Raw genomic sequence first — 25,004 nt, forward strand, 5'->3', positions numbered from 1 at the left:
CCGATGCTGATCCCTCGCAAGGTCAAGCACCGCAAGCAGCACCACCCGAAGCGCCGTGGCATGGCCAAGGGCGGCACGAGGGTGACGTTCGGCGAGTACGGCATCCAGGCCGTCGAGGCCGCGTACGTGACGAACCGTCAGATCGAGGCCGCGCGTATCGCGATGACCCGTCACATCAAGCGTGGCGGCAAGGTCTGGATCAACATCTTCCCGGACCGTCCGCTGACCAAGAAGCCCGCCGAGACCCGCATGGGCTCCGGCAAGGGCTCCGTGGAGTGGTGGGTGGCCAACGTGAAGCCCGGCCGCGTGCTCTTCGAGATCTCCTACCCGAACGAGCAGATCGCTCGGGAGGCGCTCACGCGCGCGATCCACAAGCTTCCGATGAAGTGCAAGATTGTCAAGCGAGAGGTGGGTGAGTCCTGATGGCCAAGGGTCTTACCGCCGACGACCTGCGGACCGAGCCCGAGGACGTCCTGGTCACCAAGCTCAAGGAGGCGAAGGAGGAGCTGTTCAACCTCCGCTTCCAGGCCGCTACCGGCCAGCTTGAGAGCCACGGGCGGCTGCGCACCGTCAAGCGCGAGATCGCCCGCATCTACACCGTGATGCGGGAGCGCGAGCTCGGCATCGTCACGGTCGCCGACGACGACGCCGTGGAGGGCAACGAATGACCGAGCAGCAGGCGGAGAAGCGGACCAGCCGCAAGGTCCTTGAGGGCCTGGTGGTCAGCGACAAGATGGACAAGACCGTGGTCGTGTCCGTCGAGGACCGCGTGACCCACCGCAGGTACCACAAGGTGATCCGCCGCACGAAGAACTACAAGGCGCACGACGAGGCCAACGAGTGCGGCGTGGGCGACCGCGTCCGGCTCATGGAGACCCGTCCGCTGTCGGCCACCAAGCGGTGGCGCGTGGTGGAGATCCTCGAGAAGGCCAAGTAGGCCCGCGGGGCGGCAGCCTCGCAATGTGTACATGACTGGTTCCACCAGGCTGGCCGGACGACGTCCGGTGCAGAACCGGTGTGACGAACAGGAGTTGACGTGATCCAGCAGGAGTCGCGACTCAAAGTCGCCGACAACACGGGTGCGAAGGAGATCCTCTGCATCCGCGTTCTCGGCGGCTCGGGTCGGCGCTACGCGGGAGTCGGCGACATCATCGTCGCGACGGTGAAGGACGCCCTTCCCGGCGCGGGCGTGAAGAAGGGTGACGTCGTCAAGGCGGTCGTCGTGCGCACCCGCAAGGAGCGCCGGCGCCCGGACGGCTCCTACATCCGCTTCGACGAGAACGCGGCCGTCCTGATCAAGGACGGCGGGGACCCCCGCGGCACGCGCATCTTCGGCCCGGTGGGCCGTGAACTGCGTGAGAAGAAGTTCATGCGCATCATCTCGCTCGCGCCGGAGGTGCTCTGATGAAGATCCGCAAGGGCGACGAAGTGATCGTCCTCGCCGGCAAGGACAAGGGCGCGACGGGCAAGGTCCTGCGCGTCGACCCGCGCGCCGAGCGCGTCGTCGTCGAGGGCGTCAACCTCATCACCAAGAACATCAAGGCCGACCAGCAGCGTGCCGGCAAGGAGAGCGGCCGTGTCACGGTCGAGGCGCCGCTGCACGTCAGCAACGTCGCGGTCGTCGAGGACGGCAAGCCGGTACGGGTCGGTTACCGCATCAACGACGACGGCACGAAGGTTCGGATCTCGCGCCGTAGCGGTAAGGAGATCTGAGACCCATGACTGAGACCGTCACCGAGCGTCCCGTGCCGACGCCGAGGCTCAAGGTCCGCTACCGCGAGGAGATCGCGGGGCAGATGCGTGAGCAGTTCGGCTACGCCAACGTCATGCAGATCCCCACGCTGACCAAGATCGTGGTCAACATGGGCGTCGGCGACGCGGCCAAGGACGCCAAGCTGATCGAGGGCGCGATCCGCGACCTGTCGCTGATCACCGGCCAGAAGCCGGCCGTGAACCGGGCCCGCAAGTCCATCGCGCAGTTCAAGCTGCGCGAGGGCATGCCGATCGGCGCGCACGCCACGCTGCGCGGCGACCGCATGTGGGAGTTCCTGGACCGGCTGCTCGCGACCGCGCTGCCCCGTATCCGCGACTTCCGCGGCCTGTCGCCGAAGCAGTTCGACGGCAACGGCAACTACACCTTCGGGCTGACCGAGCAGGTCATGTTCCACGAGGTCGACCCGGACAAGGTCGACCGGCAGCGGGGCATGGACATCACGGTCGTGACGTCCGCGAAGACCGACGACGAGGGCCGGGCGCTGCTCAAGCTCCTGGGCTTCCCCTTCAAGGAGAGCTGAGCATGGCGAAGAAGTCGCTGATCGCCAAGGCGGCGCGGAAGCCGAAGTTCGGCGTGCGCGCGTACACTCGGTGCTCGCGCTGCGGGCGTCCGCGCTCCGTCTACCGGAAGTTCGGCCTGTGCCGTGTCTGCTTCCGGGAGATGGCGCACCGCGGCGAGCTGCCCGGCATCACGAAGTCCAGCTGGTGACCGCATCCCCCGGGGGACGCCCCCGGGGGACGGAAGCCGGCCTGTAATGACCAACCGGGCGTCCGCGAGGACGTCCACGACCGCGCCAAAGGTCCACGGGACGCATCAACCCGAGGAAACCGTGGCGAGGGAGGGCCTGTAGGCCATGACGATGACCGACCCGATCGCAGACATGCTGACGCGTCTGCGGAACGCGAATTCGGCATACCACGACTCCGTGGCCATGCCGTACTCGAAGATCAAGGCGCACATCGCCGAGATCCTCCAGCAGGAGGGCTACATCTCGGGCTGGAGCGTGCAGGACGCCAAGGTCGGCAAGGAGCTCAACATCGAGTTGAAGTTCGGCCCGACCCGCGAGCGTTCGATCGCCGGCATCAAGCGCGTCTCGAAGCCGGGTCTGCGCGTGTACGCGAAGAAGGACAACCTGCCGCGGGTCCTGGGCGGGCTGGGCGTCGCGATCATCTCGACGTCCGCCGGCCTGATGACCGACCGGCAGGCCGGCAAGCGCGGCGTGGGCGGGGAAGTCCTCGCCTACGTCTGGTGAGGGGAGGTACTTAAAAAATGTCTCGTATTGGACGTCTCCCCATCACCGTGCCCAGCGGCGTCGAGGTCAACCTCGACGGCCGGGAGGTCACCGTCAAGGGGCCGAAGGGCACGCTGTCGCACACCGTCGCGGAGCCCATCGAGGTCAGCCAGGAGGACGGCAGGATCGTCGTCAGCCGGCCGAACGACATCAACAAGGTGCGGGGGCTGCACGGGCTCACCCGCACGCTGATCAACAACATGGTCGTCGGGGTCACCGACGGCTACAAGAAGACCCTGGTCATCCAGGGCGTCGGCTACCGGGTGGTGGCCAAGGGCCAGAACGTCGAGTTCTCGCTCGGGTACAGCCACCCGATCCCGTTCGAGGCGCCGGAGGGCATCAAGCTCTCCGTCGAGCGCCCGACGCAGCTGACCGTCGAGGGCATCGACAAGCAGCTCGTCGGCGAGATCGCCGCCCGCATCCGCAAGCTGCGCAAGCCCGACCCGTACAAGGGCAAGGGCGTGCGCTACGAAGGCGAGCAGATCCGGCGCAAGGTCGGAAAGGCTGGCAAGTGATGCGGGGGCGCGGATCCGCCGCTGTGGTTCCGAGTGTCGGAAAGGCTGGTAAGTAGTCATGGCAGGCACCAAGACCCTGGCCGCGAAGGCCACGTCGGCGCGGGCCAAGTCCCGCAAGCGCCGGCACCTGCGGGTCCGGAAGAAGGTCGTCGGCAGCGCCGCGCGTCCTCGCCTGGTCGTGACCCGCTCCAGCAGGCATGTGTTCGTCCAGGTCATCGACGACGACAAGGGCCACACGGTGGCCAGCGCGTCGACGATGGAGGCGGACCTGCGCGCCGACTCCGGCGACAAGACGGCCAAGTCCCGCAAGGTCGGCGAGCTCGTCGCCGAGCGGGCCAAGCAGGCCGGTGTGCAGGCGGTCGTGTTCGACCGCGGCGGCAACAAGTACCACGGCCGCATCGCCGCTGTCGCGGACGGTGCGCGCGAGGGGGGCCTGCAGCTCTGATGGCCCTCAACATGGTGAACGAGAGGAACCACTGATGGCAGCGCAGAGGCGTGGCGGCGGTCAGGGTGGCGACCGTCGCGATCGCCGCGACGACCGCCGCGGTGGCGCCGACAAGGGTCAGTCGTACATCGAGAAGGTCGTGGCGATCAACCGTGTCGCCAAGGTCGTCAAGGGCGGGCGTCGCTTCAGCTTCACCGCCCTGGTGATCGTCGGTGACGGCAACGGCACCGTCGGCGTCGGCTACGGCAAGGCCAAGGAGGTGCCCGCGGCGATCGCCAAGGGCGTCGAGGAGGCCAAGAAGCACTTCTTCAAGGTGCCGCGGATCCAGGGCACCATCCCGCACCTGGTGCAGGCGCGGGACGCGGCGGGCGAGGTCCTGCTGCGTCCGGCCAGCCCCGGTACCGGCGTCATCGCCGGTGGCCCGGTGCGCGCGGTGCTGGAGGCCGCCGGCATCCACGACGTGCTGAGCAAGTCGCTGGGCAGCGACAACGCGATCAACATCGTGCACGCGACGATCGCGGGGCTGAAGGCGCTGAAGCGTCCGGAGGAGATCGCGGCCAAGCGCGGCCTGCCGATCGAGGACGTCGCCCCGGCGGCCATGCTGCGCGCGCGCGCCGCGGGCAACGAGCCGAGGGCGGAGGTCGGGTCGTCGTGAGCACTCTGAAGATCACGCAGAAGAAGTCCGTGATCAGTGAGAAGCAGAACCAGCGTGACACGCTGCGCACCCTCGGCCTGAAGAAGATCGGGCAGACCGTGGTCCGCGAGGACCGCCCCGAGGTGCGGGGCATGATCCGGACGGTGGCGCACCTGGTCACCGTCGAGGAGGTCGACTGACATGGCGGCTGATCTCGGTAAGGACACTTCCGAGGGCACCCCGCTCAAGGTCCATGACCTGCGTCCGGCCCGCGGCGCCAACAAGTCGAAGGTCCGCAAGGGCCGCGGCGAGGCGTCCAAGGGCAAGACCGCGGGTCGCGGCACCAAGGGCACCAAGGCCCGCAACACCGTCCCCGTCGGCTTCGAGGGCGGCCAGATGCCCCTGATCCGCCGGGTGCCGAAGCTGAAGGGCTTCAAGAACCCGAACCGGGTCGAGTTCCAGGTCGTGAACCTGGACAAGCTCGCCGCGCTCTACCCCGAGGGCGGCGAGGTCACGGCGGAGGATCTGGCGGCGAAGGGCGCGGTGCGCCCCGGCCGTCCGGTCAAGGTCCTCGGCACGGGCGACATCTCCGTCGCGGTCCAGGTGAAGGTGCACGCCTTCTCCGGCTCCGCGAAGGAGAAGATCGCCGGCGCCGGTGGAACCACCGACGAGCTTTAAGAGAGCGCACTTCGATGCCGGGGCCGTGCTCGCCTGACTCCCGGGGCCGCGAGGTCACCGGGAAAGGCGGGACGGCCCCGGCGTCTTCTGCTGTTAGAGTCGCACGGGCGAAGGTGACTCGCGTGAGATTGCGCACGTACGCGTCTCCTCGGATATCCTCCGTCCGACCTCATGGACCTGTTACCGGCCCCTCGGTGGCCATGATGAACCCGCCAGTCACGCAGGAGGAATGGTGCTGACCGCGTTCGCTCGGGCTTTCCGTACGCCTGACCTGCGTAATAAGCTTATCTTCACGTTGTTCATGATCTTGGTGTTCCGGCTCGGATCGATCGTGCCGACACCGAACGTGAACGTGAAGGTACTGAAGGACACCGCGGACGCGGCCAAGGAGAGCAACCAGCTCTACGGTCTTGTCGACCTGTTCAGCGGTGGCGCGCTTCTCAAGCTGTCGATCTTCGCGCTCGGCATCATGCCGTACATCACGGCGAGCATCATCCTGCAGCTGCTGGTGGTGGTGATCCCGCGGCTGGAGGCCCTCAAGAAGGAGGGCCAGGCCGGCACGACGAAGATCACCCAGTACACCCGCTACCTGACGGTGGGCCTGGCGATCCTGCAGGCCACCGGCATCGTGGCGATGGCGAGCACCGGGCAGCTGTTCCAGGGCGTGTCCGGCAGCGGCGACATCCTCTACGACACCGCGCTCTTCCCGATCATCACGATGGTGATCTGCATGGTGGCGGGCACGACCTTCATCATGTGGCTGGGCGAGCTGGTCACCGACCGCGGCGTCGGCAACGGCATGTCCATCCTGATCTTCACCCAGGTGGTGGCGGTCTTCCCGGGCCAGTTCTGGGGCATCTACAAGGCCAAGAACGGCTTCGTCTTCGCGATCGTGATCCTCGTCGGCCTGGCGATCATGGCCGGTGTCGTGTTCGTCGAGCAGGCCCAGCGCCGCATCCCCGTCCAGTACGCCAAGCGCATGGTGGGCCGGCGGATGTACGGCGGGACGTCGACCTACATCCCGCTGAAGGTGAACCAGGCGGGCATCATCCCGATCATCTTCGCCTCGTCGCTGCTCTACCTGCCGATCCTGGCGACGCAGCTGTGGCCCAACACCAAGTGGCTGCAGAAGGTCCAGCCGTACCTGCAGCAGGACAACGCCTGGCACATGGGCTTCTACTTCGTCTTGATCATCTTCTTCACCTACTTCTACGTGGCGATCACGTTCAACCCCACTGAAGTAGCCGACAACATGAAGAAGTATGGTGGATTCATCCCAGGTATCCGTCCAGGTCGGCCGACCGCCGAATACCTCGACTTCGTGCTGACCCGGATCACCGCACCGGGTGCGCTGTACCTGGGGCTCGTGTCCCTGATCCCCATGGTGGCGTTCGCACTCCTGAACGCGACCCAGGACTTCCCCTTCGGTGGCGCGAGCATCCTCATCGTCGTCGGCGTCGGACTGGATACCGTGAAGCAGATCGAGAGTCAGCTGCAGCAGCGCAACTACGAGGGCTTCCTCCGGTAGTGCGTATCGTGCTGGTGGGCCCCCCGGGAGCGGGCAAGGGGACGCAGGCCCAGTTCATCGCATCTCATCTGTCGGTCCCGAAGATCTCGACAGGTGACATCTTCCGCGCGAACGTGAGCGGCGGGACCGAACTCGGCCTGCAGGCGAAGCAGTACATGGACCGCGGCGACCTCGTCCCCGACGAGGTCACCATCGCCATGGTGCGCGACCGGCTCGGCGAGGAGGACGCCCGCGACGGGTTCCTGCTCGACGGGTTCCCGCGCAACGTCCCGCAGGCGGAGACACTCAAGAAGATCCTCGCCGAGTGGGACGTGCGGCTCGACATCGTCCTGGAACTCGTCGTCGACGAGGACGAGGTCGTCCGGCGGCTGTCGGGCCGGCGCACCTGCGACAAGTGCGGCCGGATCTGGCACGTCGACTTCGACGACAAGCAGGACGACGTCTGCGACGACTGCGGAGGCCACCTTTTCCAGCGCGACGACGACAAGGAAGAGGTCGTCATGCACCGCCTGGAGGTGTACCGGGACGACACGTCCCCGCTGGTGCAGTTCTACGCCGACGAGAACATCCTGGTCGGCATCGACGCGACGGGGCCGGTCGAAGAGGTCACCAAGCGCGCGCTGGCGGCGCTGCGCCCGCTGGAGAAGTGACCGGTCCGCTGGAGAAGTGACGGTGCGGGCGCGGGGCCTCGGCCCCCCGCCCGCCCGGCGGCGGCCAACCCGGTGCAGGGGGAAATGATGTTCAAGCGGCGTAGGCCCACCATCCAGATGAAGACGGCGGAGCAGATCGAGCTGATGCGGGCCGCGGGCCTGCTCGTCGGCCGGACGCTGGAACTGCTGCGCGAGGCCGTCAAGCCGGGGATCACCACCCTGGACCTGGACGCGCTCGCCGAGCGGCACATCCGCGACAACGGCGGCGTCCCGTCCTTCAAGGGCTACCACGGCTTCACCGGGACGATCTGCGCGTCGATCAACGAGGAGATCGTGCACGGCATCCCGCGGGCGGGCAAGGTGCTGCGGGACGGCGACGTCATCTCCATCGACTGCGGCGCGATCGTGGCGGGCTGGCACGGCGACGCCGCGATCACCGTCCCCGTCGGGGAGGTCGCCGACGAGCTGCGCCGGCTGCTGGAGGTCACCGAGACGTCCCTGTGGCACGGTCTCGCGGCCGGAAGGGCCGGGGCCCACCTGACGGACATGTCGCACGCGATCGAGGCTCACATCCGCTCTCAGGGCCGCTACGGCATCGTCGAGGGCTACGGCGGGCACGGCATCGGGACCGAGATGCACATGGACCCGCTCATTCCCAACCACGGTGCGGCGGGGCACGGCCCCGTCCTGGAGCCGGGGATGTGCTTCGCGGTGGAGCCGATGGTCAACCTCGGCACCAAGGAGACCCGGGAGCTGGACGACGGCTGGACGGTCGTGACGACCGACGGCCGCTACTCCGCGCACTTCGAGCACACGTTCGCGGTCACTCCGGAAGGCCCCCGCGTCCTGACGGCCCTGGACGAGGGCCGGGAGTGGTTCCAGAAGCTGGGTTCGGCCGCGCAGAATGGGAATGACAGCTCGTCCTGAGATGCGGAGGAACGATGGCGCCGAACCCTGACCTGCGGGCCTCGGACGCCGACCGCGACCGAGTGGCCGCGAGTTTGCGCGAGCACTGCGCGCTGGGCCGTATCACCATGGACGAGCTGCAGGAGCGGCTGGAGTCGGTGTACGACGCGAAGACGCTCGGGCAGCTCCAGGACGTGACCTCAGACCTCCCCGAAGAGGACCTCTACCAGCTGCCCGTCCCGGCGACGCAGCCGAAGAGCACCGCGTCGCCGGCGCGGCCCGCGTCCGGGGGCGTCGACACGCAGCGCATGAAGGCGATGTGGGGCGCGTGGGCGACGGTCAGCGCGATCAACTTCACCGTCTGGCTGATCGTCCTGGTGACGGTGGGCGCCGTCTACCCGTGGTGGATCTGGGTGGCGGGCCCGTGGGGCGCGATCCTGCTGATGCGCACGATCTTCGGCGACCGGCACGGCGACTGACCGCTGCTCACTGACCGCTACTCCACGTCCATGAGCGGCCGGTAGTTGCCGGTCGGGGCGAAATGCGTGGTGGCGGTGCCGTCCTCCCCGATGAGGTGGAGGGCGAACCCGGCGGGCTCCCCGGTGACCGCGGCGCGCCCCTGCTTGGTGAGGTCGAGGAAGAGCTGCCGGTAGGTGCTCGGGCAGGTGGTGCTGACCGTCCCCGCGAGCGACCCGACCGACGCCCGGTGGACGTGCCCGGAGATGATCCGCACGACCTGCCGGTGCCGGGAGATCACGGACGCGAACCCGGCCGGGTCGACGAACCGCAGGTCGTCGATGAACCGCATGCCGATGGGGTACGGCGGATGGTGGGTGGCGACGACCGTCGGCGTGTCGGGCGCGGCCCGCAGCACGTCGTCCAGCCAGGCGAGCCGCTCCTCGCTCATGTGCCCGTGCGAGTGGCCGTCCACGGTGGTGTCGCAGCAGACGAGCCGCACGCCCGCCACGTCGGCGGCGTACTGCATGGGCGCCTGCGGGGACGTCGCCGTCGCCGCGACGGCCGGATGGTCCTTGAACACCCTGCGCATCTCGTCGCGGTCGTCGTGGTTGCCGCACATGGGGAAGACGGCCATGGGCAGCGGCGACAGCAGCGCGTGCAGCCGCGCGTACTCGGCGGGCCGTCCGGCGTCGGCGAGGTCCCCGGTGAGGACGACGGCGTCGGGCCGCGCGGGCAGCGACAGCAGGCTCGACACGGCCGCGCGCAGCGCCCGCACCGGCCCCGAGCCGTCGTCCACCTCGCCGTCCCGCCCGGCCGCAAGGTGGACATCGCTCAGCTGCGCGATGATCGCCATCGATTCTCCCCTTCGCCCTGAAGACATGACCGGCCCGCGCTTCGCCCACCCCCGGGCCGCGTCCTCGTGACGATCTTCGCGCCCGCCCGCCCGCACTGTCGACTCCGCCCCGTGCACAACGACATTACGGGCATCTTCCACGCCCCGCCCCCACCCGCCACCTCGCTCGACGACGGATCACCGCGGACGACGGCGGAAGGACGGCAGAGGGCCGCGTTCGAGCGTGACCGCTGGCGCTCCGCTCCGCGCGGCCCTCAGGCGATTCATTGTGGGGGGATCCCCACGCCCCCGAGTGCGGTCGCCTGAGCGCCGCACTCCGCTGCGCTGGCGCTCCGCTCTGTGCGGCCCTCAGGCGATTCATTGTGGGGAGATCCCCACGCCCCCGAGTGCGGTCGCCTGAGCGCCGCACTCCGCTCCGCTGGCGCTCCGCTCCGTGCGGCCCTCAGGCGACGTGCGGGATTACCAGGGAGAGGGCCGAGGTGACCTCATCGGCGGGCGGGGCCACGTCGGGGACCACGTCGCGCAGGGCGAGCCAGCCGTTGATGGCCTGGACGGTCGGCTTGGCCTCGACGAGCTGCGGGTCGTCCAGGCCGTACCAGGCGGCCACCTTCGACCAGCGCCACAGCCGGTGGCCCGCGGTGGACATCTCCGAGGAGGGGAAGCCGGTGGCGCCGCGGGCGCCGGTGATCGCGTGCCGGACGGAGTCGAACGAGCGGCCCACCCGCTCGGCGATGTCGCGGATCGTCAGCAGCGGGTCGGCCTCCACCTGGAGGACGTGCAGGCCGGGGGCGCTCTCCTCGACGTGCTCGACCACGTCCATGATCGCCGCGGCGAGGGTGGCGCCCTGCCAGGTGCAGGACGCGTTGCCGGGACGCTCGGCGTGCTCCGGCTCGCTGACGATCGACACCGTGACCGCGCCGTACGTGCGGTCGAACAGCGGATCCAGTTCGTCCTCGTAGAGGGGACGGCTGAGGATCAGCGCGAAGTCATAGCTCGGCATGCTGATCCTCCTCTGACGTCGCTCTCCTGGAAAGGTACAACGCGCAGGCGATGTATGCTTGACTCGGGAGCAGTCTCCGGACTCGTGGCGTGCGTCGATTTCGCATTGCGCGTCCGGTTGACGTAGACTCCTATGTCGGTCCGTCGCCGGCCGCCTGATTCCCCGTTTCCGACGCTCTCGCGTCGTAGTGGGTTGCGGCCGATTCTCCCCTGGAGAGCCGGGCCGCGTCCAATGAGCCGATCAGCGAAGCGCGGAGGACATGCCCAAGAAAGAAGGGGCCATCGAGATCGAGGGCACCGTCATCGAGTCCCTCCCGAACGCCATGTTCCGGGTGGAGCTCGAGAACGGGCACAAGGTGCTCGCCCACATCAGCGGCAAGATGCGGATGCACTACATCCGGATCCTGCCGGACGACCGCGTCGTTGTGGAGCTGAGCCCCTACGACCTCACGCGCGGTCGGATCGTCTACCGCTACAAGTAATCCCACTGGGGTTGCCTTCCCCGTGCGTGGCGGCGCGGGGGTGACCCTTATCTCTAGGAGACCCAGTGAAGGTCAAGCCGAGCGTCAAGAAGATCTGCAACAAGTGCCGCGTCATCCGCCGGCACGGCCGGGTCATGGTCATCTGCTCTGACCCGCGCCACAAGCAGCGTCAGGGCTGACGCTCCACAACCACAGCAAGCGCATCGCAGCCTCCACCCGTGGCCGTACGGCTCACGATCACCTCGGTGATCGGGACGTACGGCAGCGGCGTGTGGAGGACCACCCTCGGATCGTCGGAGGCCGGGGCCGCCACCCGGGCAGGGTGTGTGCGGACGCGATGCGTCCATACCTCCGCACTATGAAGGGAACTGCCCACGATGGCACGCCTCCTCGGCGTTGACCTCCCGCGCGAAAAGCGCCTCGAGGTCGCTCTCACCTACATCTTCGGCATCGGCCGGACGCGGGCGCTGGAGACCCTGGAGGGTACCGGCGTCAGCGGCGACATGCGGGTGCACCAGCTCGGCGACGACGAGCTGATCAAGCTCCGTGACTGGATCGAGGCGAACTACAAGATCGAGGGTGACCTCCGCCGCGAGGTCCAGGCGGACATCCGCCGCAAGATCGAGATCGGGTGCTACCAGGGCATCCGGCACCGCCGCGGGCTTCCGGTGCACGGGCAGCGCACGCAGACCAACGCGCGCACCCGCAAGGGCAAGAAGAAGACCGTGGCCGGCAAGAAGAAGGCCGGCAAGAAGTAGTAGTCCGGAGTCGGTCCTCCGGATCGATGACCTCAGAGTAGAGAGAGCACATGCCTCCTAAGAGCCGTGTCGGCGCCAAGAAGGTGCGCCGCAAGGAAAAGAAGAACGTCGCTCACGGGCACGCCCACATCAAGAGCACGTTCAACAACACGATCGTCTCGATCACCGACCCCAACGGCAACGTGATCTCCTGGGCCTCCTCGGGCCACGTCGGGTTCAAGGGCTCGCGCAAGTCCACCCCGTTCGCCGCGCAGCAGGCCGCCGAGGCCGCCGCCCGGCGCGCGATGGAGCACGGCATGCGCAAGGTCGACGTCTTCGTGAAGGGCCCGGGCTCGGGCCGCGAGACCGCCATCCGGTCGCTGCAGGCGACCGGTCTCGAGGTGGGCTCGATCCAGGACGTCACGCCCGTTCCGCACAACGGCTGCCGCCCGCCGAAGCGTCGCCGGGTCTGAGGCAGGGGAGATCTAGAACAATGGCTCGTTACACCGGTGCGGACTGCAAGCTCTGCCGCCGCGAGAAGATGAAGCTGTTCCTCAAGGGCAGCAAGTGCATGGGCCCCAAGTGCCCGATCGAGATCCGTCCCTACCCTCCGGGTGAGCACGGCCGCGGTCGGCCCAAGGAGACCGAGTACCTGCTGCAGCTTCGCGAGAAGCAGAAGGCGCGGCGCATCTACGGCATCCTGGAGCGCCAGTTCCACAACTACTACGTCGAGGCGAACCGCCAGCAGGGCAAGACGGGTGACAACCTGCTCGCCCTCCTGGAGCGCCGGCTCGACAACGTGGTCTACCGCGGCGGCTTCGCCAAGTCCCGCGACATGGCCCGCCAGCTCATCCGCCACGGCCACATCAGGGTCAACGGGAAGAAGGTCAACATCCCGTCGGCGCTGGTGAGCGAGGCCGACATCATCGACGTCAAGCCGAAGTCGGTGGAGTCGACGCCGTTCCAGGTCGCCAAGGCCGAGATCGGCGAGCGCCCCGTCCCGGCGTGGCTCGGGGTGGACGGCGAGAAGATGCGGATCCTCGTGCACTCGCTGCCCGTCCGGCAGCAGATCGAAGCTCCCGTCCAGGAGCAGCTGATCGTCGAGCTCTACTCCAAGTAAGAGCGGGTAGGGCTCAACGTCCGCCGGGGTCTCCCAGCGAGACCCCGGCGGATCGGGGAACACTCCAGAACGCGGTCGTCAAATAGCGGGCACCGCGGAAAGAAGGCACCACCATGCTCATCGCTCAGCGCCCCACTCTCACCGAAGAGCAGGTCGACGAGTACCGGTCGCGGTTCACCATCGAGCCGCTGGAGCCGGGCTTCGGCTACACGATCGGCAACTCGCTGCGTCGTACCCTGCTCTCCTCGATCCCCGGTGCAGCCGTCACCAGCATCCGCATCGAGGGCGTCCTGCACGAGTTCTCGACCGTGCCCGGGGTCAAGGAGGATGTCACCGACATCATCCTGAACCTCAAGGAGCTCGTCGTCTCGTCCGAGCACGACGAGCCCGTGGTCATGTACCTGCGCAAGCAGGGCCCGGGCGAGGTGACCGCGGCCGACATCGCGCCGCCGGCGGGCGTCGAGGTCCACAACCCGGACCTGCACATCGCCACGCTGAACAACAAGGCCAAGCTGGAGATGGAGCTGACGGTCGAGCGCGGCCGCGGCTACGTCTCCGCCGCGCAGAACAAGCAGCCGGGCCAGGAGATCGGGCGGATTCCGATCGACTCCATCTACTCGCCCGTGCTGAAGGTCACCTACAAGGTCGAGGCGACCCGAGTCGAGCAGCGCACCGACTTCGACCGCCTCATCCTGGACGTGGAGACCAAGCAGGCGATGCTGCCGCGCGACGCCGTCGCGTCGGCCGGCAAGACCCTCGTCGAGCTGTTCGGCCTGGCCCGGGAGCTCAACGTCGAGGCCGAGGGCATCGACATGGGCCCGTCCCCGACGGACGCCGCGCTCGCCGCGGACCTGGCCCTGCCGATCGAGGAGCTGAACCTCACGGTCCGCTCCTACAACTGCCTGAAGCGCGAGGGCATCCACTCGGTGGGCGAGCTCGTCGCCCGCTCCGAGCAGGACCTGCTCGACATCCGCAACTTCGGCGCCAAGTCGATCGAAGAGGTCAAGCAGAAGCTCAACGACATGGGCCTGTCGCTGAAGGACTCCCCGCCCGGGTTCGACCCGAGCGCGGCGGCCGACGCCTACGGCGACGACGACCAGAGCTACGCCGAGACCGAGCAGTACTAGAAACCGATGCCGGACGGCCGGGGGCGCGTCCCCCGGCCGGACCGGAACCAGCTGCCACCGGTACCTGACACGGCCGGTGCAGGAAGGACAACGTCATGCCTCAGCCCACCAAGGGCGCCCGCCTCGGCGGCAGCGCCGCGCACCAGCGCCACATCCTGGCGAACCTCGCCACGGCGCTGTTCGAGCACGGCCGCATCACCACCACCGAGGCCAAGGCCCGACGGGTCCGCCCGCTGGCGGAGAAGCTGATCACCAAGGCCAAGAAGGGCGACCTGCACAACCGTCGCCTGGTGGCCAAGACGATCCGCGACAAGGGCGTCGTCCACGCGCTCTTCACCGAGATCGCGCCGAGCTTCGAGACCCGTCCCGGCGGCTACACCCGCATCACCAAGATCGGGCCGCGCAAGGGCGACAACGCCCCGATGGCCGTGATCGAGCTGGTGACGGAGCCGATGCCGGCCGCCACCGGCCGGACGGCGCCGAAGGCCGCCGAGGAGGAGCTGCCCGCCGAGGGCGAGGTCACCCTCAGCAAGGCGGCCGACGCCGAGCCCGAGGCCAAGGCCGCGGACACGGACGAGGCGCCGGCGGCCAAGGACGAAGACGACGCCAAGTAGGGCGTTCCCGGCCCAGGGGGCTCCCCGCACGCGGGGGCATATGCTCCCTTGGCCAACGCGTTGACGGTTTCGGCCGACATGATGAATAGGCCCGCCGCTCCCCCTGCGGGACGGCGGGCCTCATCTTTGCGAGACTTGATCGCATGGTCATGTCAGGGGGGCGACGATTCACCGGGGAGCATGTCAGAGGAGTGCCGGATGAGCGCGGAGCACCGGGAGGAACAGGCAACGCTGCAGAAGGACAATTCGGCTGACATGACCGCTCTGGTACGACTCCGGCTCGACATCGGCTACGACGGGTCGGACTTCGCGGGCTGGGCGAGACAGCCGAACCAGCGGACCGTCCAGGGCGTCATCGAGGACGCGCTCGCCCGCATGCTCCGGCTCGACCCCCCGCCCATGCTCACCGTCGCGGGCCGAACCGACGCGGGCGTCCACGCGCGCGGGCAGGTCGCGCACCTGGTGGTGCCGGTCGCCGCGTACTCGGCGATCAACGGGACGATGCCGCGCCGCCTCGCCGGGCTGCTGCCGCCGGACGTGCGGGTGTGGCGCGTGTCGATCGCGCCCGAGGGGTTCGACGCCCGGTTCTCCGCGCTGTCGCGCCGCTACGTGTACCGGGTGTGCGACAACCCCTTCGGCGTGGAGCCGCTGCGCCGCCACGACGTGCTGTGGCATCCGCGTCCGCTGAACCTCGACCGGATGAACGACGCGGCGCGTCGGCTCGTCGGCGAGAACGACTTCGCCGCGTACTGCCGGAAGCGGGAGGGCGCGACGACGATCCGGGAGCTGCTCCGCTACGAGTGGACGCGCGACGACCGCGACCCGTACCTGGCGCTCGCGACCGTCGAGGCCGACGCGTTCTGCCATTCGATGGTCCGCGCCCTCGTCGGGGCGCTGATCATGGTCGGGGACGGCCGGCGCGAGGTGGAGTGGCCGGCCGAGGTGCTCGCCGCCCGCGTCCGCGACTCCGGCGTGAACGTGGCGGCCGCGCACGGCCTGTCGCTGGAGGAGATCCGCTACCCCGGCGACGACAGCCTCGCGCGCCGCGCCCAGGAGACCCGGCGGGTCCGGACGCTCAACGCCACCGCCGCCGCCACGGCCGCCGACCAGCAGCCCGCCCCGTCCCAGCCTGGAACGTTCTAGTCGCCCAACGGCCTGCGCGGCACGGTCCGGTGCGGCACGCGGTCTGGAAGCGGAGCGGCCGCGGAATCCGGGTCCGGGTTCCGCGGCCGTCGTGCGGGTCGGGTCAACTGCGGGCGCGGGCCATGATCGGGCGCAGGTCGTAGTCGATGAACCGCTGGGCCGCCTGCTTGATCAGCTGGTCGCCGGGCTTGGCCTTCTTGCCGTTCGCCCACTGCACGTAGGCGTAGGCCACGTACCGGCCGCGGACGGTGGCGGCCGCGTAGCCGCCGGCGCGGTCGATGTCGGGGGAGTGCTTGCCCGCCATGCCGCGGAACCACTCGTACGCGGCGGGGTCGCCGGCCTTGCTCACCGTGGTCGCGGCGGCCTTCGTCGGCATCACCGCGATGCCGGACGTGACGGCGAGGCCGCTCTTCCGGTCGATGTAGGTCGCGCGGATGATCTTGCGGCACTGCTGCTGCTCCAGCGTGCGGAGCATGGAGCCGCGGGCCGCGTACCTGACGTCGCGGTTGAGGGACCAGCGGTCGCGGGTGTAGGTCCGCCCGCCGAGGCTGAGCGTCGGCTGGGGGAACACGTCGCGGAACGTGAGGTCCCTGGTGTCGGTCTTCTCGTCGGCGATGTTCACGGGGGCGGCCGCGGGGGGCTTCGTCGCGGGGGCGGACGGCGCCGGGGCGGCGGCGGACGGCTCGGGCGCGCCCCGCTTGTCGCCCTCGCCGCCGTCGTCGCCCGACTTCGTCCCGCCGATGGTGAACAGCGCGATGGCCGCCGCGAGGACGACCGCCGCGCCGCCGCCGATCAGCAGCGTCCGGCGCCGGTTCCCGCGGCCGCCGCCCTGCGGCGGCCGGGACGGCTGAGGCGGCTGCCCCGGGGGCGGCGGGGTGTCGAGCGGGACGCCGCCCTCGGCGTGGTACACCGGCGCGATGACGGCCGCCTGGGGGGCGGTGGCGCCGTCCGCGGTCTCGGGGTGCGGGAACGGTCCGCTGCCGGTGGGCGGGACGACGCCGCGCGGCAGGATGGCGTCGGGCACGAGCACGGCGGTCTGCGCGGACGCGTTCTCCGCCTCCTTCGCCTTCTCGAAGGCGGAGACCGGCGCGGGACTGCCCTCCGCGGTCTCGTTCACGGCGGAGTTGTCCACGGTGGTGTCGTCCTCTGCGGTTTCGTCCTCGGGGGCGCCGCCCTCCGGGCGGACGGCCTGGAAGCCGTCCGGGTCGGTGTCGTCGCCCGTGACCGGGGACTTGACGATCGGCTCGGCGGGCACGGCCCGGCGGGAGTCGACGGACGGGACTCCCGCGCCGGCGACGAGCCTGCCGGGCGGCTGCGCGACGGGGGTCGGCGCAGCGGCGGCCTGGCCGCCGGTGTGCTGAGCGGGGGCGTCTTCGGTGGCTTCGGGCTCCGCGGTTTCGGGCGCAGCGGCCGGAGCGGTCGCCGCGGCGGTGTTCTGGGCGGGGGCGGGAGGTTCGGCGGGCGGGGCCGTGTCCGCGGACTCGGCGGCCCACCACGGAGCCTCCAGACCGTACGTGGGCAGCCGGAAGGAGGCGGCCTCGGCGGCGGACTCGGTCTCGCCGGCCGCCTTGCCGGCCGCCTTGCTGGCCGCCTGCTCGGCGGCTTCTCCGGCGGAGCTGCCCGCGCCCGTGCCCGCGTCCGTGCCCGCGTCCGTGCTCACGGGTGGCGCGCCGGCCGGGGGAGCCGTGCCGCCGAAGCTGGGGGGCGCCGAGTCCGCGGGGACGCCGGACGTCCCCGCCGCCTCGGCGGTCTCCCGGGTGTCTCTAGGTCCAGACATAAGCAGTGAGGGTATTTCGGAGGGGTCACTTTTGGAGGGGCTTGCCTTCGGTCTCCCTGTAATGCAGGGCCAGGGCGAGGTTGCTGCCCTTGACCATCTGCGTACCGAAGACCCGGACGGCCGCATGGTACTTGCTCGCGACCTTCTTGCCGTCCGGACGCTGCACCCACGTCATGATGACGTAGTGGCCGCGTGCCTGCGAGGTGCCGAACGCCTCGCCCTTGCCGTTGGTCTTGGATGCGCCCTTGCCCGGCAGCGCCTGGAGGAACGCGTCCTTGGCGGCGGCGGCCTTCACGGCCGTCTTGGCCGCGGTCTCGTTCTCCAGGTTGAAGACGCCGACGGTGCCGATGAGCGAACCGGTGGAGAGCGCGTAGGTGGCCCGCATCGCCTGCGTGCAGCCGCCCTTCTTCAGGGCCTTCTCCAGGGTGGCGCCGCCGACGACGCCGGTGCAGCTCTTCTGGTAGTTCGCGGCCGTCCGGACGTACTTGTGGCCGCCCGCGGTGAACGTCGCCTTGCCGAAGACCTCCTTGAGGGTCAGCGGCTTAGGGTCGGTGCTGCGGCTCTGCAGCTTCACCGGCGTGAGGACGGGCTTGGTCGGGCTCGGCGCCGGCTGCGCCTGCTCGGACGCGGCCTGCGTGGGCGCCGCCTTCGGCTTGGAGTCGTCCTTCAGCATCGACGACAGCCCGACGCCGCCGCCGATGAGCAGGATCCCGGCGACCGCCGAGCCGCCGATGATCAGCGGCAGGTTGCGGCGCCGCTGGGGCCGTGCCGGCCCGCCGGACGGGCCGGGGGGCCTGCCCTCGGGGGAGCCGTAGGCGTCCGCGCCGAACGCGCCGCCCGCGACGGGCTCGTCGTCCCAGGCCGCGGTGGGCCGGTCGTCCCAACCGCCCGGCTGGTCGTCCCATTCGCCCGGCTGGTCGCTCCAGGGGGAGGGTCCGTCGTTCCCCCGGTCGCGTGGTGCGAACGGGGCCTCGTCCTTGTCCTGGCCGTACGGCGGCGCTTCGGCTCCGGGTCCGTACGGCGCGTGCGGCGACTGACGAGGGGGCCAGTCGCCGGGTTTGCCTTGATCGCCCGGGTAACCCATGCGTTGGACCATACCGTCCCTCGTTCGGGCGCGGGGGCGGGTCACTTCCAGCCGAAGTCCTGCGTCCAGAGCGGGCCGCCGGAACCCGAGGCGCGCCCGACGCCGATGGCGCGCAGGCCGCAGTTCAGGATGTTGGCCCGGTGGCCGGGGCTGTTCATCCACCCCTTCACGACGGCCGAGGCGGTCGGGTAGCCCTTGGCGATGTTCTCCGCGCCGGGGCTGGTGTAGCCGGCGTCCTCCATCCGCTTCCACGGGCTGTCGCCGTTGCGGGACGTGTGGTCGAAGTAGTCGTTGGCCGCCATGTCCGCGGAGTGCTTGCGGGCCGCGACGACGAGCCGCTGGTCGGTGCGCAGCGGCTTGCAGCCCTCCTTGGCGCGCTCGGCGTTGGTGAGCGCCACGACGGCGGCCTCGGTGCCGGACGAACCACCGGAACCGTCCGGTGAACCGCCGCCGCCGGACGACGGCGGAGCGTCCGGCTCGGACGCCTTCTTGGACTTCGACGGCTCGGCCGACGCGGTCTTGCGCGGGTGGATCGGCTTGAGCGGCGGCGTCTGCTCGGCCGCCGTGGGCGTGGGCGAAGCGCTGGGCGCACCCGTCTCGCCGCCCGCCGGAGCGCCGGGCCCGGCCGTGGTCGGGGTGTCGCTCTGCGGCCCCGGCAGGGTCAGCGTCGACGGGTTGCCCTCCGGCCCGGACGCCGCGGTCTTGTCCGACCGCAGTCCGGGCAGCACGAGCCGGTCGATCGCGACGCCGATGCCGATCGCGAGGCCGGACGCGGTGACGACCGCCACCAGCCCGGTCGCGCCCTTCAGCCGGGACCGCTCGCGTCCTCCGCCCTGGGGACGGCGGCCGCCGGGGGCGCCGCCGTTCGTCCGGCGTCCGCCGGGCGGCGGTCCCTGGCGGGATGCGCCGCGACGCGGTCCGCCGGCGACGAGTTCGTCGCGGGGAGGGGGGACGTTGGCGCGCGGCATCGGGCCGCCCCGCCCGTCGTGCCTGGGCTGGTGGCCTCCGGCGGGACCGCCGGGTCTGCGGGGAGTGGACAGCGGGGGCTCCCGGGTGCGGGCCGGCACGAGACCGGCGTGGACTCGGTCGCCCGGCACAATATCCCGATATGCACCCCGAGTTACGAAGATCCGCCAAGAAAGATCGAAAGCACTACGCTTCGTGATCGACGGGGTGCCGTCCGTCCGCTGCCCGCGGGGCCTCGCGGGCGGGTGCGGCGGTTCGTTTTGACCCCTGCCCAAGAGGCCGAGTATTCTGCTTCTTTGTTGTGTGCGTGAAGCCTGCCCGCTGGGCGGGGGCGACGCCGCAGCGAGCCGGTGCGTCCCAGAACGTTCGCGTCAACTGCCGCGGATGCGGGCCCCGGCCTCCCGGAGCGCCGGGTCGGATGATCCTCTGATCGGCGCGAGCAGGATTTCCGCTGACACGTGGCGCTCGCCCGCGAGGGGGAGCGGAGGATCGAAACCGCTGAAGTCGACGAGAAACGAAGGCTGACGACCGTGCGCACGTACACCCCTAAGCCCGCTGACGTCCAGCGTCAGTGGTACGTCATCGACGCGACCGATGTCGTGCTGGGCCGTCTCGCCAGTCAGGTCGCGCAGCTGCTTCGGGGTAAGCACAAGCCGATCTACGCCCCGCACCTCGACACCGGTGACTTCGTCGTCATCGTGAACGCCGACAAGGTGTCGCTGTCGGGCAACAAGGCGGAGCGCAAGAAGGCGTACCGGCACTCGGGTTACCCGGGCGGGCTCCGCTCGATCACCTACACCGAGCTGCTGGCCAAGAACCCCGAGCGGGCGGTCGAGAAGGCGATCAAGGGCATGCTGCCCAAGACCTCCCTCGGCCGGAAGATGTTCGGCAAGGTGAAGGTCTACGCCGGGCCGGAGCACCCGCACCAGGCGCAGAAGCCCGTGCCGTTCGAGATCACCCAGATCAGCCAGACCGCGAAGTGACACCGCGCCTCCGGGCGCACGCAGAGACATGAGGCCGCCGGGGCACCCGTGGTACGGGCCAGCCGCCCTGGCTAGAACACCCCAAGGAGAACCGTGGACGACACCACCGGCGCCCCCGAGCAGAGCGCCGAGACCGACTCGTACGAGGACGCTCCGTCCGAGTACAGCACCGAGACCCCCGAGGCCGCCGGCGAGGCGCTCCTCGGCCAGCCGATCGCGACCGGCCCGTCCGCCGGCACCGGCCGCCGCAAGCAGGCCATCGCGCGGGTCCGCATCGTCCCCGGCACCGGCCAGTGGAAGATCAACGGCCGCACCCTGGACCAGTACTTCCCGAACAAGGTGCACCAGCAGATCGTGAACGAGCCGTTCGTGCTGCTGAGCCTGGAAGGCCAGTTCGACGTGCTCGCCCGCGTCAACGGCGGCGGCACCACCGGCCAGGCCGGCGCGCTGCGGCTCGGCATCTCCCGCGCGCTGCAGTTCGCGAACATCGAGCACCGCCCGGCGCTGAAGAAGGCCGGATTCCTCACCCGCGACGCGCGGGTTCCGGAGCGCAAGAAGGCCGGTCTCAAGAAGGCCCGCAAGGCTCCGCAGTACAGCAAGCGTTGATCGACGGTACGAGCCGTCGCACCCCGTGGCCCCACGCGGTCTTTCCGCGTGGCCGGCGCGGCGGGTGCGGCGGCTCGTCCGCATTTCCGGGGTCGTCCAGTCTCATCGGGAGTTGAACTGTGGCTCGTCTGTTCGGGACCGACGGCGTGCGCGGGCTCGCCAACCGCGATCTGACCGCCCCGCTCGCCATGGACCTGTCCGTCGCGGCGGCGCGGGTGCTCGGCGAGCAGGGCGCCTTCAAGGGCCACCGGCCGCTCGCCGTGGTCGGCCGCGACCCGCGGGCCTCCGGTGAGTTCCTGGAGGCGGCCGTCGTGGCGGGCCTCGCCAGCGCCGGGGTGGACGTGCTGCGCCTCGGCGTCCTGCCGACCCCCGGGGTCGCGTACCTGACGCACACGCTGGACGCCGACCTCGGCGTGATGCTGTCGGCGTCGCACAACCCGGCCCCCGACAACGGCATCAAGTTCTTCGACCGCAGCGGCTACAAGCTGCCCGACGAGATCGAGGACCGGATCGAGGCGCGGCTCGGCGACGCGTGGGACCCGCCGACCGGCGCCGGCGTCGGCCGCGTCCGCGAGGCGCACGGCGCCGTCGAGCAGTACGTCGCGCACCTGGTCTCGACCGTCCGGGTGTCGCTGGACGGCCTGCGCGTCGTCGTCGACTGCGCGAACGGCGCGTCCTGCGACGTGGCCCCCGAGACGCTGCGCCGCGCCGGCGCCGAGGTCTTCACGATCGGGACGGCGCCGGACGGCCTGAACATCAACGCCGGCTGCGGCTCGACGCACCTGGAGGCGCTGCGGGCGGCGGTCCGGGAGCACGGCGCGGACGTGGGCATCGCGAACGACGGCGACGCCGACCGCTGCCTGGCCGTGACCGCGTCCGGCGAGGTCGTGGACGGCGACCAGATCATGGCCGTCCTCGCGCTCGACCTGAGCGAGGCGGGCGCGCTGCCGTCCGACACCGTCGTCGCGACCGTGATGTCGAACCTCGGCTTCAAGCTCGCCATGCGGGAGGCCGGGATCACCGTGGTGGAGACCGCGGTCGGCGACCGGTACGTCCTGGAGGCGATGAAAGAGGGCGGTTTCGGGTTCGGCGGCGAGCAGTCCGGCCACGTCATCATGCTCGACCACGCGACGACCGGCGACGGCGTCCTGACGGGCCTGCACCTGCTGGCCGCGATGGTCCGCCGGGGCCGCCCGCTGGACGAGCTGACGAAGGTGATGACGCGGCTGCCGCAGGTGCTCATCAACGTCAAGGACGTCGACAAGGCCCGCGCGAAGACATCCCCGGAACTGGCCGAGGCCGTCGCCGCCGCCGAGGCCGGTCTCGGCGAGACGGGCCGCGTCCTGATCCGCCCGAGCGGCACCGAGCCGATGGTCCGCGTGATGGTCGAGGCGGCCTCCGAGGAGCAGGCCCAGTCGGTCGCCGAGCACCTCGCCGGAGTGGTGAAGACCGCCCTCGGCTGAGCTTATTGCTTTGCCCTCGGCGTCAGGCGCTGGCGCGCCTTCCTACAACGGGCAAAGCGGCGATCGCTGCATCGCTCCGGCTCGCCTGGCGGCTCGCTGCGCGATCAGGTTCTCGCTTCGCTTGAACCCGGCTTCGCACGCGATCGCAGCGCGGAGGTCGTCGGCGGCCGGGGTTACGGACGTTCGGCTTCCGGTCGCCGCTTGGCTGAGACGGTGTCTGATGTCGGCGCGTCCGTATCGGCGTCCGGCGGTCATCCGCCGCACAGGCCGAGCATGACCTTCTTGTCGGCGGCGGTCACCGGCAGGTCGTACTTCAGCGCCACCTGCGCGAAGCGGACGCCGTAGGAGCAGCGGATCCGCTTGTTCGGCGGCAGCCACGACGCCGGGCCGGAGTCCCTCTTGGCGCCGTTGAGCGGGCCGTCCACCGGGATGAGGTTCAGCGGGTCGTTGGCGATCGACTCGCGCTTCGGCTTCCGCCACCGCGACGCGCCCATCTGCCAGCCGTACGACAGCGGGATCACGTGGTCGATCTGGACGGCGGCGGCATGGGCCTTCTCCCACTGGATCGTCCTGCCGGAGTACGGGTCGTGCAGCGTGAGGGAGATGACCACGCAGTCGGACCCGGACCGGTAGCGGACCTTCTCGCCGTCGCGCTTCAGCAGGTCGTTGCGCGTGTCGCAGCCGTTGCGCGCGAACGGGACGTCGGGCGCGCTGTCCATCCACGCGTAGCCGAACTCGTCGCGCTCGTAGCCGGTCTTCGGCCCGCGCCCCTTGGTGGCGACCTTCGTGATCAGCGTGCGGGCCTTCGCCCGGTCGCCGCCGGAGCCGATGGCGGCGAGGCCCGGTTCGGTGCCGTCGGGGTTGTCGAGCGGGCTGCTCGCGTTCCCGTCGCCGCGGGCCGGCGGTGCGCCGCCGGACGCGCCGCCGGACGGCCCGCCCGCGCCCAGGGTCTCCTCGCAGCCGGACACCGCCAGCGGCACGGCGACGGCGAGCGCCGCGGCGGCCAGGAGCCTCCTGCCCGGTCCTCGCCGAATCCCGTCCCGTCGCGTCATACCGTCACCATCCTGGGGAGTTCACTGCCGTTGTCCTTCACCAATGGGCGCGCAAATAACCGATCAAACCGTACGGCCTGGCGTCGCGGTCACACGGACCCGTCGTTTACGGCACCATTGGCCCGTGCTGCATCTCAGAGCCATCGTCCCGGCGGACCGGACGGAGGCCGTCTGCGAAACGCTGTCGGAATGCGCCGGGGCCACCAACATCGTCGTCATCGGCGGCGCCGCCCGGTCCCCGCGCGGCGACCTCGTGACCGGCGACATCGCCCGCGAGTCCGCCAACGAGGTGCTGGACGCGCTGCGCGCGCTCGGCGTCGACCGGGACGGCTCCATCGCGCTCGACAAGGTCGACCTGACGCTGTCGGAGACCGCCGATGCGGCCAAGGAGCTGGCGCCCGGGCACGGCGACGACGCCGTCGTCTGGGAGGAACTCGACCGGCAGGTCAGCGAGGGGACGGCGCTGACCTGGTCGTTCGTCGCGTTCCTCGCGCTGGCGACGCAACTCGCCGGGATCGCCGCGCTGATCGACTCGCCGGTGCTGGTGGTCGGCGCGATGGTGCTCGGCCCGGAGTTCGGCGCGATCGCCGCGATCTGCTACGGGCTCGTCCGGTGGCAGCCGTCGCACATCGTCCAGGCGGTGCGGGCGCTGGTCGTCGGGTTCACCGTCGCCATCGTGATCACGTACGTGTGCGCGCTGGTCAGCCGGTGGACCGGGGTGATCGAGCTGGACCGGCTGCCCGAGCAGCGCCCGCTCACCGCGTTCATCTACAGCCCGGACCGGTGGTCGTTCATCGTCGCGCTGCTCGCCGGCGGCGCCGGGGTCCTGTCGCTCACCGCGGGCAAGTCGTCGGCGCTGGTCGGCGTCTTCATCTCCGTCACCACCGTGCCCGCCGCCGGGAACCTCGCGGTCGCGCTGGCGCTCAAGCACGGCAGCGAGATCACCGGCTCGCTGCTCCAGCTCGCGGTCAACTTCGCCGGGATGATCATCGCGGGGGCGGCGACGCTGCTCGTGCAGAAGGCGCTGTGGAGCGCCGTCCTCCGGCGGGGGAGACGTCCGGCGGCCGGGCGTCGTACTTAGGTCGCCGCGGCATTGGCCGAAAGGCTGCCCCGGCGTA

Annotated in this window: 35 protein-coding genes; 29 read left to right on the plus strand and 6 right to left on the minus strand. The window is 70.2% G+C overall.

Features of this window, described 5'->3' with window-relative positions; translation table 11 throughout:
* The first annotated feature begins 3 nt into the window (after positions 1-3).
* The 17 genes from rplP (at position 4) to ACA511_RS06375 (ending at position 8,900) form a co-directional block, all read left to right on the plus strand.
* Positions 4-423, plus strand: coding sequence for a 50S ribosomal protein L16 (gene rplP / locus ACA511_RS06295; protein WP_021596731.1), 420 nt, complete (start codon positions 4-6; stop codon positions 421-423).
* Entirely contained in the window at positions 423-668 is a 246-nt protein-coding gene (gene rpmC, locus ACA511_RS06300) for a 50S ribosomal protein L29 (protein ID WP_375023092.1), read from the plus strand. Before rplP ends, rpmC begins: the two co-directional genes overlap by 1 nt.
* Positions 665-937, plus strand: coding sequence for a 30S ribosomal protein S17 (gene rpsQ / locus ACA511_RS06305; RefSeq protein WP_375023093.1), 273 nt, complete (start codon positions 665-667; stop codon positions 935-937). Before rpmC ends, rpsQ begins: the two co-directional genes overlap by 4 nt.
* A 99-nt stretch (positions 938-1,036) precedes the next feature.
* On the plus strand, positions 1,037-1,405 hold the full coding sequence (gene rplN / locus ACA511_RS06310; protein ID WP_021596728.1) for a 50S ribosomal protein L14: 369 nt from the start codon (positions 1,037-1,039) through the stop codon (positions 1,403-1,405).
* Positions 1,405-1,713, plus strand: coding sequence for a 50S ribosomal protein L24 (gene rplX / locus ACA511_RS06315; RefSeq protein ID WP_375023094.1), 309 nt, complete (start codon positions 1,405-1,407; stop codon positions 1,711-1,713). Before rplN ends, rplX begins: the two co-directional genes overlap by 1 nt.
* Positions 1,714-1,718: 5 nt before the next feature.
* Positions 1,719-2,294, plus strand: a complete 576-nt coding sequence (gene rplE, locus ACA511_RS06320) for a 50S ribosomal protein L5 (protein WP_375023095.1) — start codon at positions 1,719-1,721, stop codon at positions 2,292-2,294.
* A 2-nt stretch (positions 2,295-2,296) separates the two neighbouring features.
* Entirely contained in the window at positions 2,297-2,482 is a 186-nt protein-coding gene (locus ACA511_RS06325; protein WP_018657585.1) for a type Z 30S ribosomal protein S14, read from the plus strand.
* 145 nt (positions 2,483-2,627) lie between these two features.
* Complete coding sequence (gene rpsH, locus ACA511_RS06330; protein WP_375023096.1) at positions 2,628-3,026, plus strand: 30S ribosomal protein S8; 399 nt, start codon at positions 2,628-2,630, stop codon at positions 3,024-3,026.
* A gap of 17 nt (positions 3,027-3,043) precedes the next feature.
* Positions 3,044-3,580 carry a 50S ribosomal protein L6 gene (gene rplF, locus ACA511_RS06335; protein ID WP_375023097.1) on the plus strand — a complete coding sequence of 179 codons (537 nt, stop codon included), beginning with the start codon at positions 3,044-3,046 and terminating at the stop codon, positions 3,578-3,580.
* A gap of 58 nt (positions 3,581-3,638) precedes the next feature.
* Positions 3,639-4,025 carry a 50S ribosomal protein L18 gene (gene rplR, locus ACA511_RS06340; RefSeq protein ID WP_375023098.1) on the plus strand — a complete coding sequence of 129 codons (387 nt, stop codon included), beginning with the start codon at positions 3,639-3,641 and terminating at the stop codon, positions 4,023-4,025.
* Between the two features lie 34 nt (positions 4,026-4,059).
* The gene (gene rpsE, locus ACA511_RS06345; RefSeq protein WP_375023099.1) at positions 4,060-4,680 is read left to right on the plus strand and encodes a 30S ribosomal protein S5; all 621 of its coding nucleotides are present in this window, start codon (positions 4,060-4,062) and stop codon (positions 4,678-4,680) included.
* The gene (gene rpmD / locus ACA511_RS06350) at positions 4,677-4,859 is read left to right on the plus strand and encodes a 50S ribosomal protein L30 (protein WP_375023100.1); all 183 of its coding nucleotides are present in this window, start codon (positions 4,677-4,679) and stop codon (positions 4,857-4,859) included. Before rpsE ends, rpmD begins: the two co-directional genes overlap by 4 nt.
* Before the next feature lies 1 nt (position 4,860).
* On the plus strand, positions 4,861-5,337 hold the full coding sequence (rplO, locus tag ACA511_RS06355) for a 50S ribosomal protein L15 (RefSeq protein WP_375023101.1): 477 nt from the start codon (positions 4,861-4,863) through the stop codon (positions 5,335-5,337).
* 301 nt (positions 5,338-5,638) lie between these two features.
* Positions 5,639-6,865 (plus strand): preprotein translocase subunit SecY, encoded by a 1,227-nt coding sequence (secY, locus tag ACA511_RS06360; protein WP_375023102.1) that lies wholly within the window; start codon positions 5,639-5,641, stop codon positions 6,863-6,865.
* Positions 6,865-7,515, plus strand: a complete 651-nt coding sequence (locus ACA511_RS06365; protein ID WP_375023103.1) for an adenylate kinase — start codon at positions 6,865-6,867, stop codon at positions 7,513-7,515. Before secY ends, ACA511_RS06365 begins: the two co-directional genes overlap by 1 nt.
* Positions 7,516-7,602: 87 nt before the next feature.
* Complete coding sequence (gene map / locus ACA511_RS06370; protein ID WP_375023104.1) at positions 7,603-8,442, plus strand: type I methionyl aminopeptidase; 840 nt, start codon at positions 7,603-7,605, stop codon at positions 8,440-8,442.
* Between the two features lie 14 nt (positions 8,443-8,456).
* The gene (locus ACA511_RS06375) at positions 8,457-8,900 is read left to right on the plus strand and encodes a DUF1707 domain-containing protein (RefSeq protein WP_375023105.1); all 444 of its coding nucleotides are present in this window, start codon (positions 8,457-8,459) and stop codon (positions 8,898-8,900) included.
* A 17-nt stretch (positions 8,901-8,917) separates the two neighbouring features.
* Here ACA511_RS06375 and ACA511_RS06380 read toward each other — a convergent pair whose 3' ends face one another.
* The gene (locus ACA511_RS06380) at positions 8,918-9,733 is read right to left on the minus strand and encodes a phosphodiesterase (protein ID WP_375023106.1); all 816 of its coding nucleotides are present in this window, start codon (positions 9,731-9,733) and stop codon (positions 8,918-8,920) included.
* Between the two features lie 442 nt (positions 9,734-10,175).
* On the minus strand, positions 10,176-10,733 hold the full coding sequence (locus ACA511_RS06385; RefSeq protein ID WP_375023107.1) for a hypothetical protein: 558 nt from the start codon (positions 10,731-10,733) through the stop codon (positions 10,176-10,178).
* 259 nt (positions 10,734-10,992) lie between these two features.
* Here ACA511_RS06385 and infA point away from each other — a divergent pair, with 259 nt between their 5' ends.
* From infA to truA, 8 genes are all read left to right on the plus strand, one after another.
* Positions 10,993-11,214, plus strand: a complete 222-nt coding sequence (infA, locus tag ACA511_RS06390; RefSeq protein ID WP_067629441.1) for a translation initiation factor IF-1 — start codon at positions 10,993-10,995, stop codon at positions 11,212-11,214.
* 65 nt (positions 11,215-11,279) lie between these two features.
* A complete protein-coding gene (rpmJ, locus tag ACA511_RS06395; RefSeq protein WP_021596712.1) occupies positions 11,280-11,393 on the plus strand; it encodes a 50S ribosomal protein L36 in 114 nt (37 codons plus the stop codon).
* 198 nt (positions 11,394-11,591) lie between these two features.
* Positions 11,592-11,972 carry a 30S ribosomal protein S13 gene (gene rpsM / locus ACA511_RS06400; RefSeq protein ID WP_375023108.1) on the plus strand — a complete coding sequence of 127 codons (381 nt, stop codon included), beginning with the start codon at positions 11,592-11,594 and terminating at the stop codon, positions 11,970-11,972.
* A 50-nt stretch (positions 11,973-12,022) separates the two neighbouring features.
* Positions 12,023-12,424: a 30S ribosomal protein S11 gene (gene rpsK, locus ACA511_RS06405; RefSeq protein ID WP_021596710.1), complete on the plus strand. Its 402-nt coding sequence runs from the start codon at positions 12,023-12,025 to the stop codon at positions 12,422-12,424.
* 20 nt (positions 12,425-12,444) lie between these two features.
* Complete coding sequence (rpsD, locus tag ACA511_RS06410) at positions 12,445-13,071, plus strand: 30S ribosomal protein S4 (RefSeq protein WP_375023109.1); 627 nt, start codon at positions 12,445-12,447, stop codon at positions 13,069-13,071.
* 113 nt (positions 13,072-13,184) lie between these two features.
* Positions 13,185-14,198, plus strand: a complete 1,014-nt coding sequence (locus ACA511_RS06415; RefSeq protein ID WP_131950911.1) for a DNA-directed RNA polymerase subunit alpha — start codon at positions 13,185-13,187, stop codon at positions 14,196-14,198.
* A gap of 95 nt (positions 14,199-14,293) precedes the next feature.
* Positions 14,294-14,812 carry a 50S ribosomal protein L17 gene (gene rplQ / locus ACA511_RS06420; RefSeq protein ID WP_375023110.1) on the plus strand — a complete coding sequence of 173 codons (519 nt, stop codon included), beginning with the start codon at positions 14,294-14,296 and terminating at the stop codon, positions 14,810-14,812.
* A 255-nt stretch (positions 14,813-15,067) separates the two neighbouring features.
* Positions 15,068-15,955 carry a tRNA pseudouridine(38-40) synthase TruA gene (gene truA / locus ACA511_RS06425; protein WP_375023111.1) on the plus strand — a complete coding sequence of 296 codons (888 nt, stop codon included), beginning with the start codon at positions 15,068-15,070 and terminating at the stop codon, positions 15,953-15,955.
* Positions 15,956-16,058: 103 nt separating this feature from the next.
* On the opposite strand, the gene ACA511_RS06430 is transcribed toward truA, so the two are convergent.
* Genes ACA511_RS06430 through ACA511_RS06440 form a run of 3 tightly spaced genes read right to left on the minus strand, consistent with a single transcriptional unit; the run spans position 16,059 to position 19,784 of the window.
* The gene (locus tag ACA511_RS06430) at positions 16,059-17,732 is read right to left on the minus strand and encodes a hypothetical protein (RefSeq protein ID WP_375023112.1); all 1,674 of its coding nucleotides are present in this window, start codon (positions 17,730-17,732) and stop codon (positions 16,059-16,061) included.
* A 25-nt stretch (positions 17,733-17,757) separates the two neighbouring features.
* Positions 17,758-18,816: a hypothetical protein gene (locus ACA511_RS06435; protein WP_375023113.1), complete on the minus strand. Its 1,059-nt coding sequence runs from the start codon at positions 18,814-18,816 to the stop codon at positions 17,758-17,760.
* 41 nt (positions 18,817-18,857) lie between these two features.
* Positions 18,858-19,784, minus strand: a complete 927-nt coding sequence (locus ACA511_RS06440) for a CAP domain-containing protein (RefSeq protein WP_375023114.1) — start codon at positions 19,782-19,784, stop codon at positions 18,858-18,860.
* 528 nt (positions 19,785-20,312) lie between these two features.
* Here ACA511_RS06440 and rplM point away from each other — a divergent pair.
* The 3 genes from rplM to glmM all read left to right on the plus strand — a co-directional run bounded on the left by rplM (position 20,313) and on the right by glmM (position 22,834).
* Positions 20,313-20,765, plus strand: coding sequence for a 50S ribosomal protein L13 (rplM, locus tag ACA511_RS06445; RefSeq protein ID WP_375023115.1), 453 nt, complete (start codon positions 20,313-20,315; stop codon positions 20,763-20,765).
* 93 nt (positions 20,766-20,858) lie between these two features.
* Complete coding sequence (gene rpsI, locus ACA511_RS06450) at positions 20,859-21,371, plus strand: 30S ribosomal protein S9 (protein WP_375023116.1); 513 nt, start codon at positions 20,859-20,861, stop codon at positions 21,369-21,371.
* 119 nt (positions 21,372-21,490) lie between these two features.
* The gene (glmM, locus tag ACA511_RS06455) at positions 21,491-22,834 is read left to right on the plus strand and encodes a phosphoglucosamine mutase (protein ID WP_375023117.1); all 1,344 of its coding nucleotides are present in this window, start codon (positions 21,491-21,493) and stop codon (positions 22,832-22,834) included.
* 251 nt (positions 22,835-23,085) lie between these two features.
* Here glmM and ACA511_RS06460 read toward each other — a convergent pair whose 3' ends face one another.
* Positions 23,086-23,886 carry an HNH endonuclease family protein gene (locus ACA511_RS06460; RefSeq protein WP_375023118.1) on the minus strand — a complete coding sequence of 267 codons (801 nt, stop codon included), beginning with the start codon at positions 23,884-23,886 and terminating at the stop codon, positions 23,086-23,088.
* Between the two features lie 124 nt (positions 23,887-24,010).
* Here ACA511_RS06460 and ACA511_RS06465 point away from each other — a divergent pair, with 124 nt between their 5' ends.
* The gene (locus ACA511_RS06465; RefSeq protein WP_375023119.1) at positions 24,011-24,967 is read left to right on the plus strand and encodes a DUF389 domain-containing protein; all 957 of its coding nucleotides are present in this window, start codon (positions 24,011-24,013) and stop codon (positions 24,965-24,967) included.
* Positions 24,968-25,004 lie beyond the last annotated feature (37 nt).

Origin of the sequence: Actinomadura sp. GTD37 (genome assembly GCF_041951365.1) — a bacterium.
Taxonomy (GTDB): Bacteria; Actinomycetota; Actinomycetes; order Streptosporangiales; family Streptosporangiaceae; genus Spirillospora.

Excerpts from the sequence above, each read along its gene's own strand:
- rplP (WP_021596731.1), top strand. The coding sequence starts at position 4 with ATGCTGATCCCTCGCAAGGTCAAGCACCGCAAGCAGCACCACCCGAAG.
- rpmC (WP_375023092.1), top strand. The coding sequence starts at position 423 with ATGGCCAAGGGTCTTACCGCCGACGACCTGCGGACCGAGCCCGAGGAC.
- rpsQ (WP_375023093.1), top strand. The coding sequence starts at position 665 with ATGACCGAGCAGCAGGCGGAGAAGCGGACCAGCCGCAAGGTCCTTGAG.
- rplX (WP_375023094.1), top strand. The coding sequence starts at position 1,405 with ATGAAGATCCGCAAGGGCGACGAAGTGATCGTCCTCGCCGGCAAGGAC.
- rplE (WP_375023095.1), top strand. The coding sequence starts at position 1,719 with ATGACTGAGACCGTCACCGAGCGTCCCGTGCCGACGCCGAGGCTCAAG.
- ACA511_RS06325 (WP_018657585.1), top strand. The coding sequence starts at position 2,297 with ATGGCGAAGAAGTCGCTGATCGCCAAGGCGGCGCGGAAGCCGAAGTTC.
- rpsH (WP_375023096.1), top strand. The coding sequence starts at position 2,628 with ATGACGATGACCGACCCGATCGCAGACATGCTGACGCGTCTGCGGAAC.
- rplF (WP_375023097.1), top strand. The coding sequence starts at position 3,044 with ATGTCTCGTATTGGACGTCTCCCCATCACCGTGCCCAGCGGCGTCGAG.
- rplR (WP_375023098.1), top strand. The coding sequence starts at position 3,639 with ATGGCAGGCACCAAGACCCTGGCCGCGAAGGCCACGTCGGCGCGGGCC.
- rpsE (WP_375023099.1), top strand. The coding sequence starts at position 4,060 with ATGGCAGCGCAGAGGCGTGGCGGCGGTCAGGGTGGCGACCGTCGCGAT.
- rplO (WP_375023101.1), top strand. The coding sequence starts at position 4,861 with ATGGCGGCTGATCTCGGTAAGGACACTTCCGAGGGCACCCCGCTCAAG.
- secY (WP_375023102.1), top strand. The coding sequence starts at position 5,639 with ATGATCTTGGTGTTCCGGCTCGGATCGATCGTGCCGACACCGAACGTG.
- map (WP_375023104.1), top strand. The coding sequence starts at position 7,603 with ATGTTCAAGCGGCGTAGGCCCACCATCCAGATGAAGACGGCGGAGCAG.
- ACA511_RS06375 (WP_375023105.1), top strand. The coding sequence starts at position 8,457 with ATGGCGCCGAACCCTGACCTGCGGGCCTCGGACGCCGACCGCGACCGA.
- ACA511_RS06380 (WP_375023106.1), bottom strand. The coding sequence starts at position 9,733 with ATGGCGATCATCGCGCAGCTGAGCGATGTCCACCTTGCGGCCGGGCGG.
- ACA511_RS06385 (WP_375023107.1), bottom strand. The coding sequence starts at position 10,733 with ATGCCGAGCTATGACTTCGCGCTGATCCTCAGCCGTCCCCTCTACGAG.
- infA (WP_067629441.1), top strand. The coding sequence starts at position 10,993 with ATGCCCAAGAAAGAAGGGGCCATCGAGATCGAGGGCACCGTCATCGAG.
- rpsM (WP_375023108.1), top strand. The coding sequence starts at position 11,592 with ATGGCACGCCTCCTCGGCGTTGACCTCCCGCGCGAAAAGCGCCTCGAG.
- rpsK (WP_021596710.1), top strand. The coding sequence starts at position 12,023 with ATGCCTCCTAAGAGCCGTGTCGGCGCCAAGAAGGTGCGCCGCAAGGAA.
- rpsD (WP_375023109.1), top strand. The coding sequence starts at position 12,445 with ATGGCTCGTTACACCGGTGCGGACTGCAAGCTCTGCCGCCGCGAGAAG.
- ACA511_RS06415 (WP_131950911.1), top strand. The coding sequence starts at position 13,185 with ATGCTCATCGCTCAGCGCCCCACTCTCACCGAAGAGCAGGTCGACGAG.
- rplQ (WP_375023110.1), top strand. The coding sequence starts at position 14,294 with ATGCCTCAGCCCACCAAGGGCGCCCGCCTCGGCGGCAGCGCCGCGCAC.
- truA (WP_375023111.1), top strand. The coding sequence starts at position 15,068 with ATGACCGCTCTGGTACGACTCCGGCTCGACATCGGCTACGACGGGTCG.
- ACA511_RS06430 (WP_375023112.1), bottom strand. The coding sequence starts at position 17,732 with ATGTCTGGACCTAGAGACACCCGGGAGACCGCCGAGGCGGCGGGGACG.
- ACA511_RS06435 (WP_375023113.1), bottom strand. The coding sequence starts at position 18,816 with ATGGGTTACCCGGGCGATCAAGGCAAACCCGGCGACTGGCCCCCTCGT.
- ACA511_RS06440 (WP_375023114.1), bottom strand. The coding sequence starts at position 19,784 with ATGCCGCGCGCCAACGTCCCCCCTCCCCGCGACGAACTCGTCGCCGGC.
- ACA511_RS06460 (WP_375023118.1), bottom strand. The coding sequence starts at position 23,886 with ATGACGCGACGGGACGGGATTCGGCGAGGACCGGGCAGGAGGCTCCTG.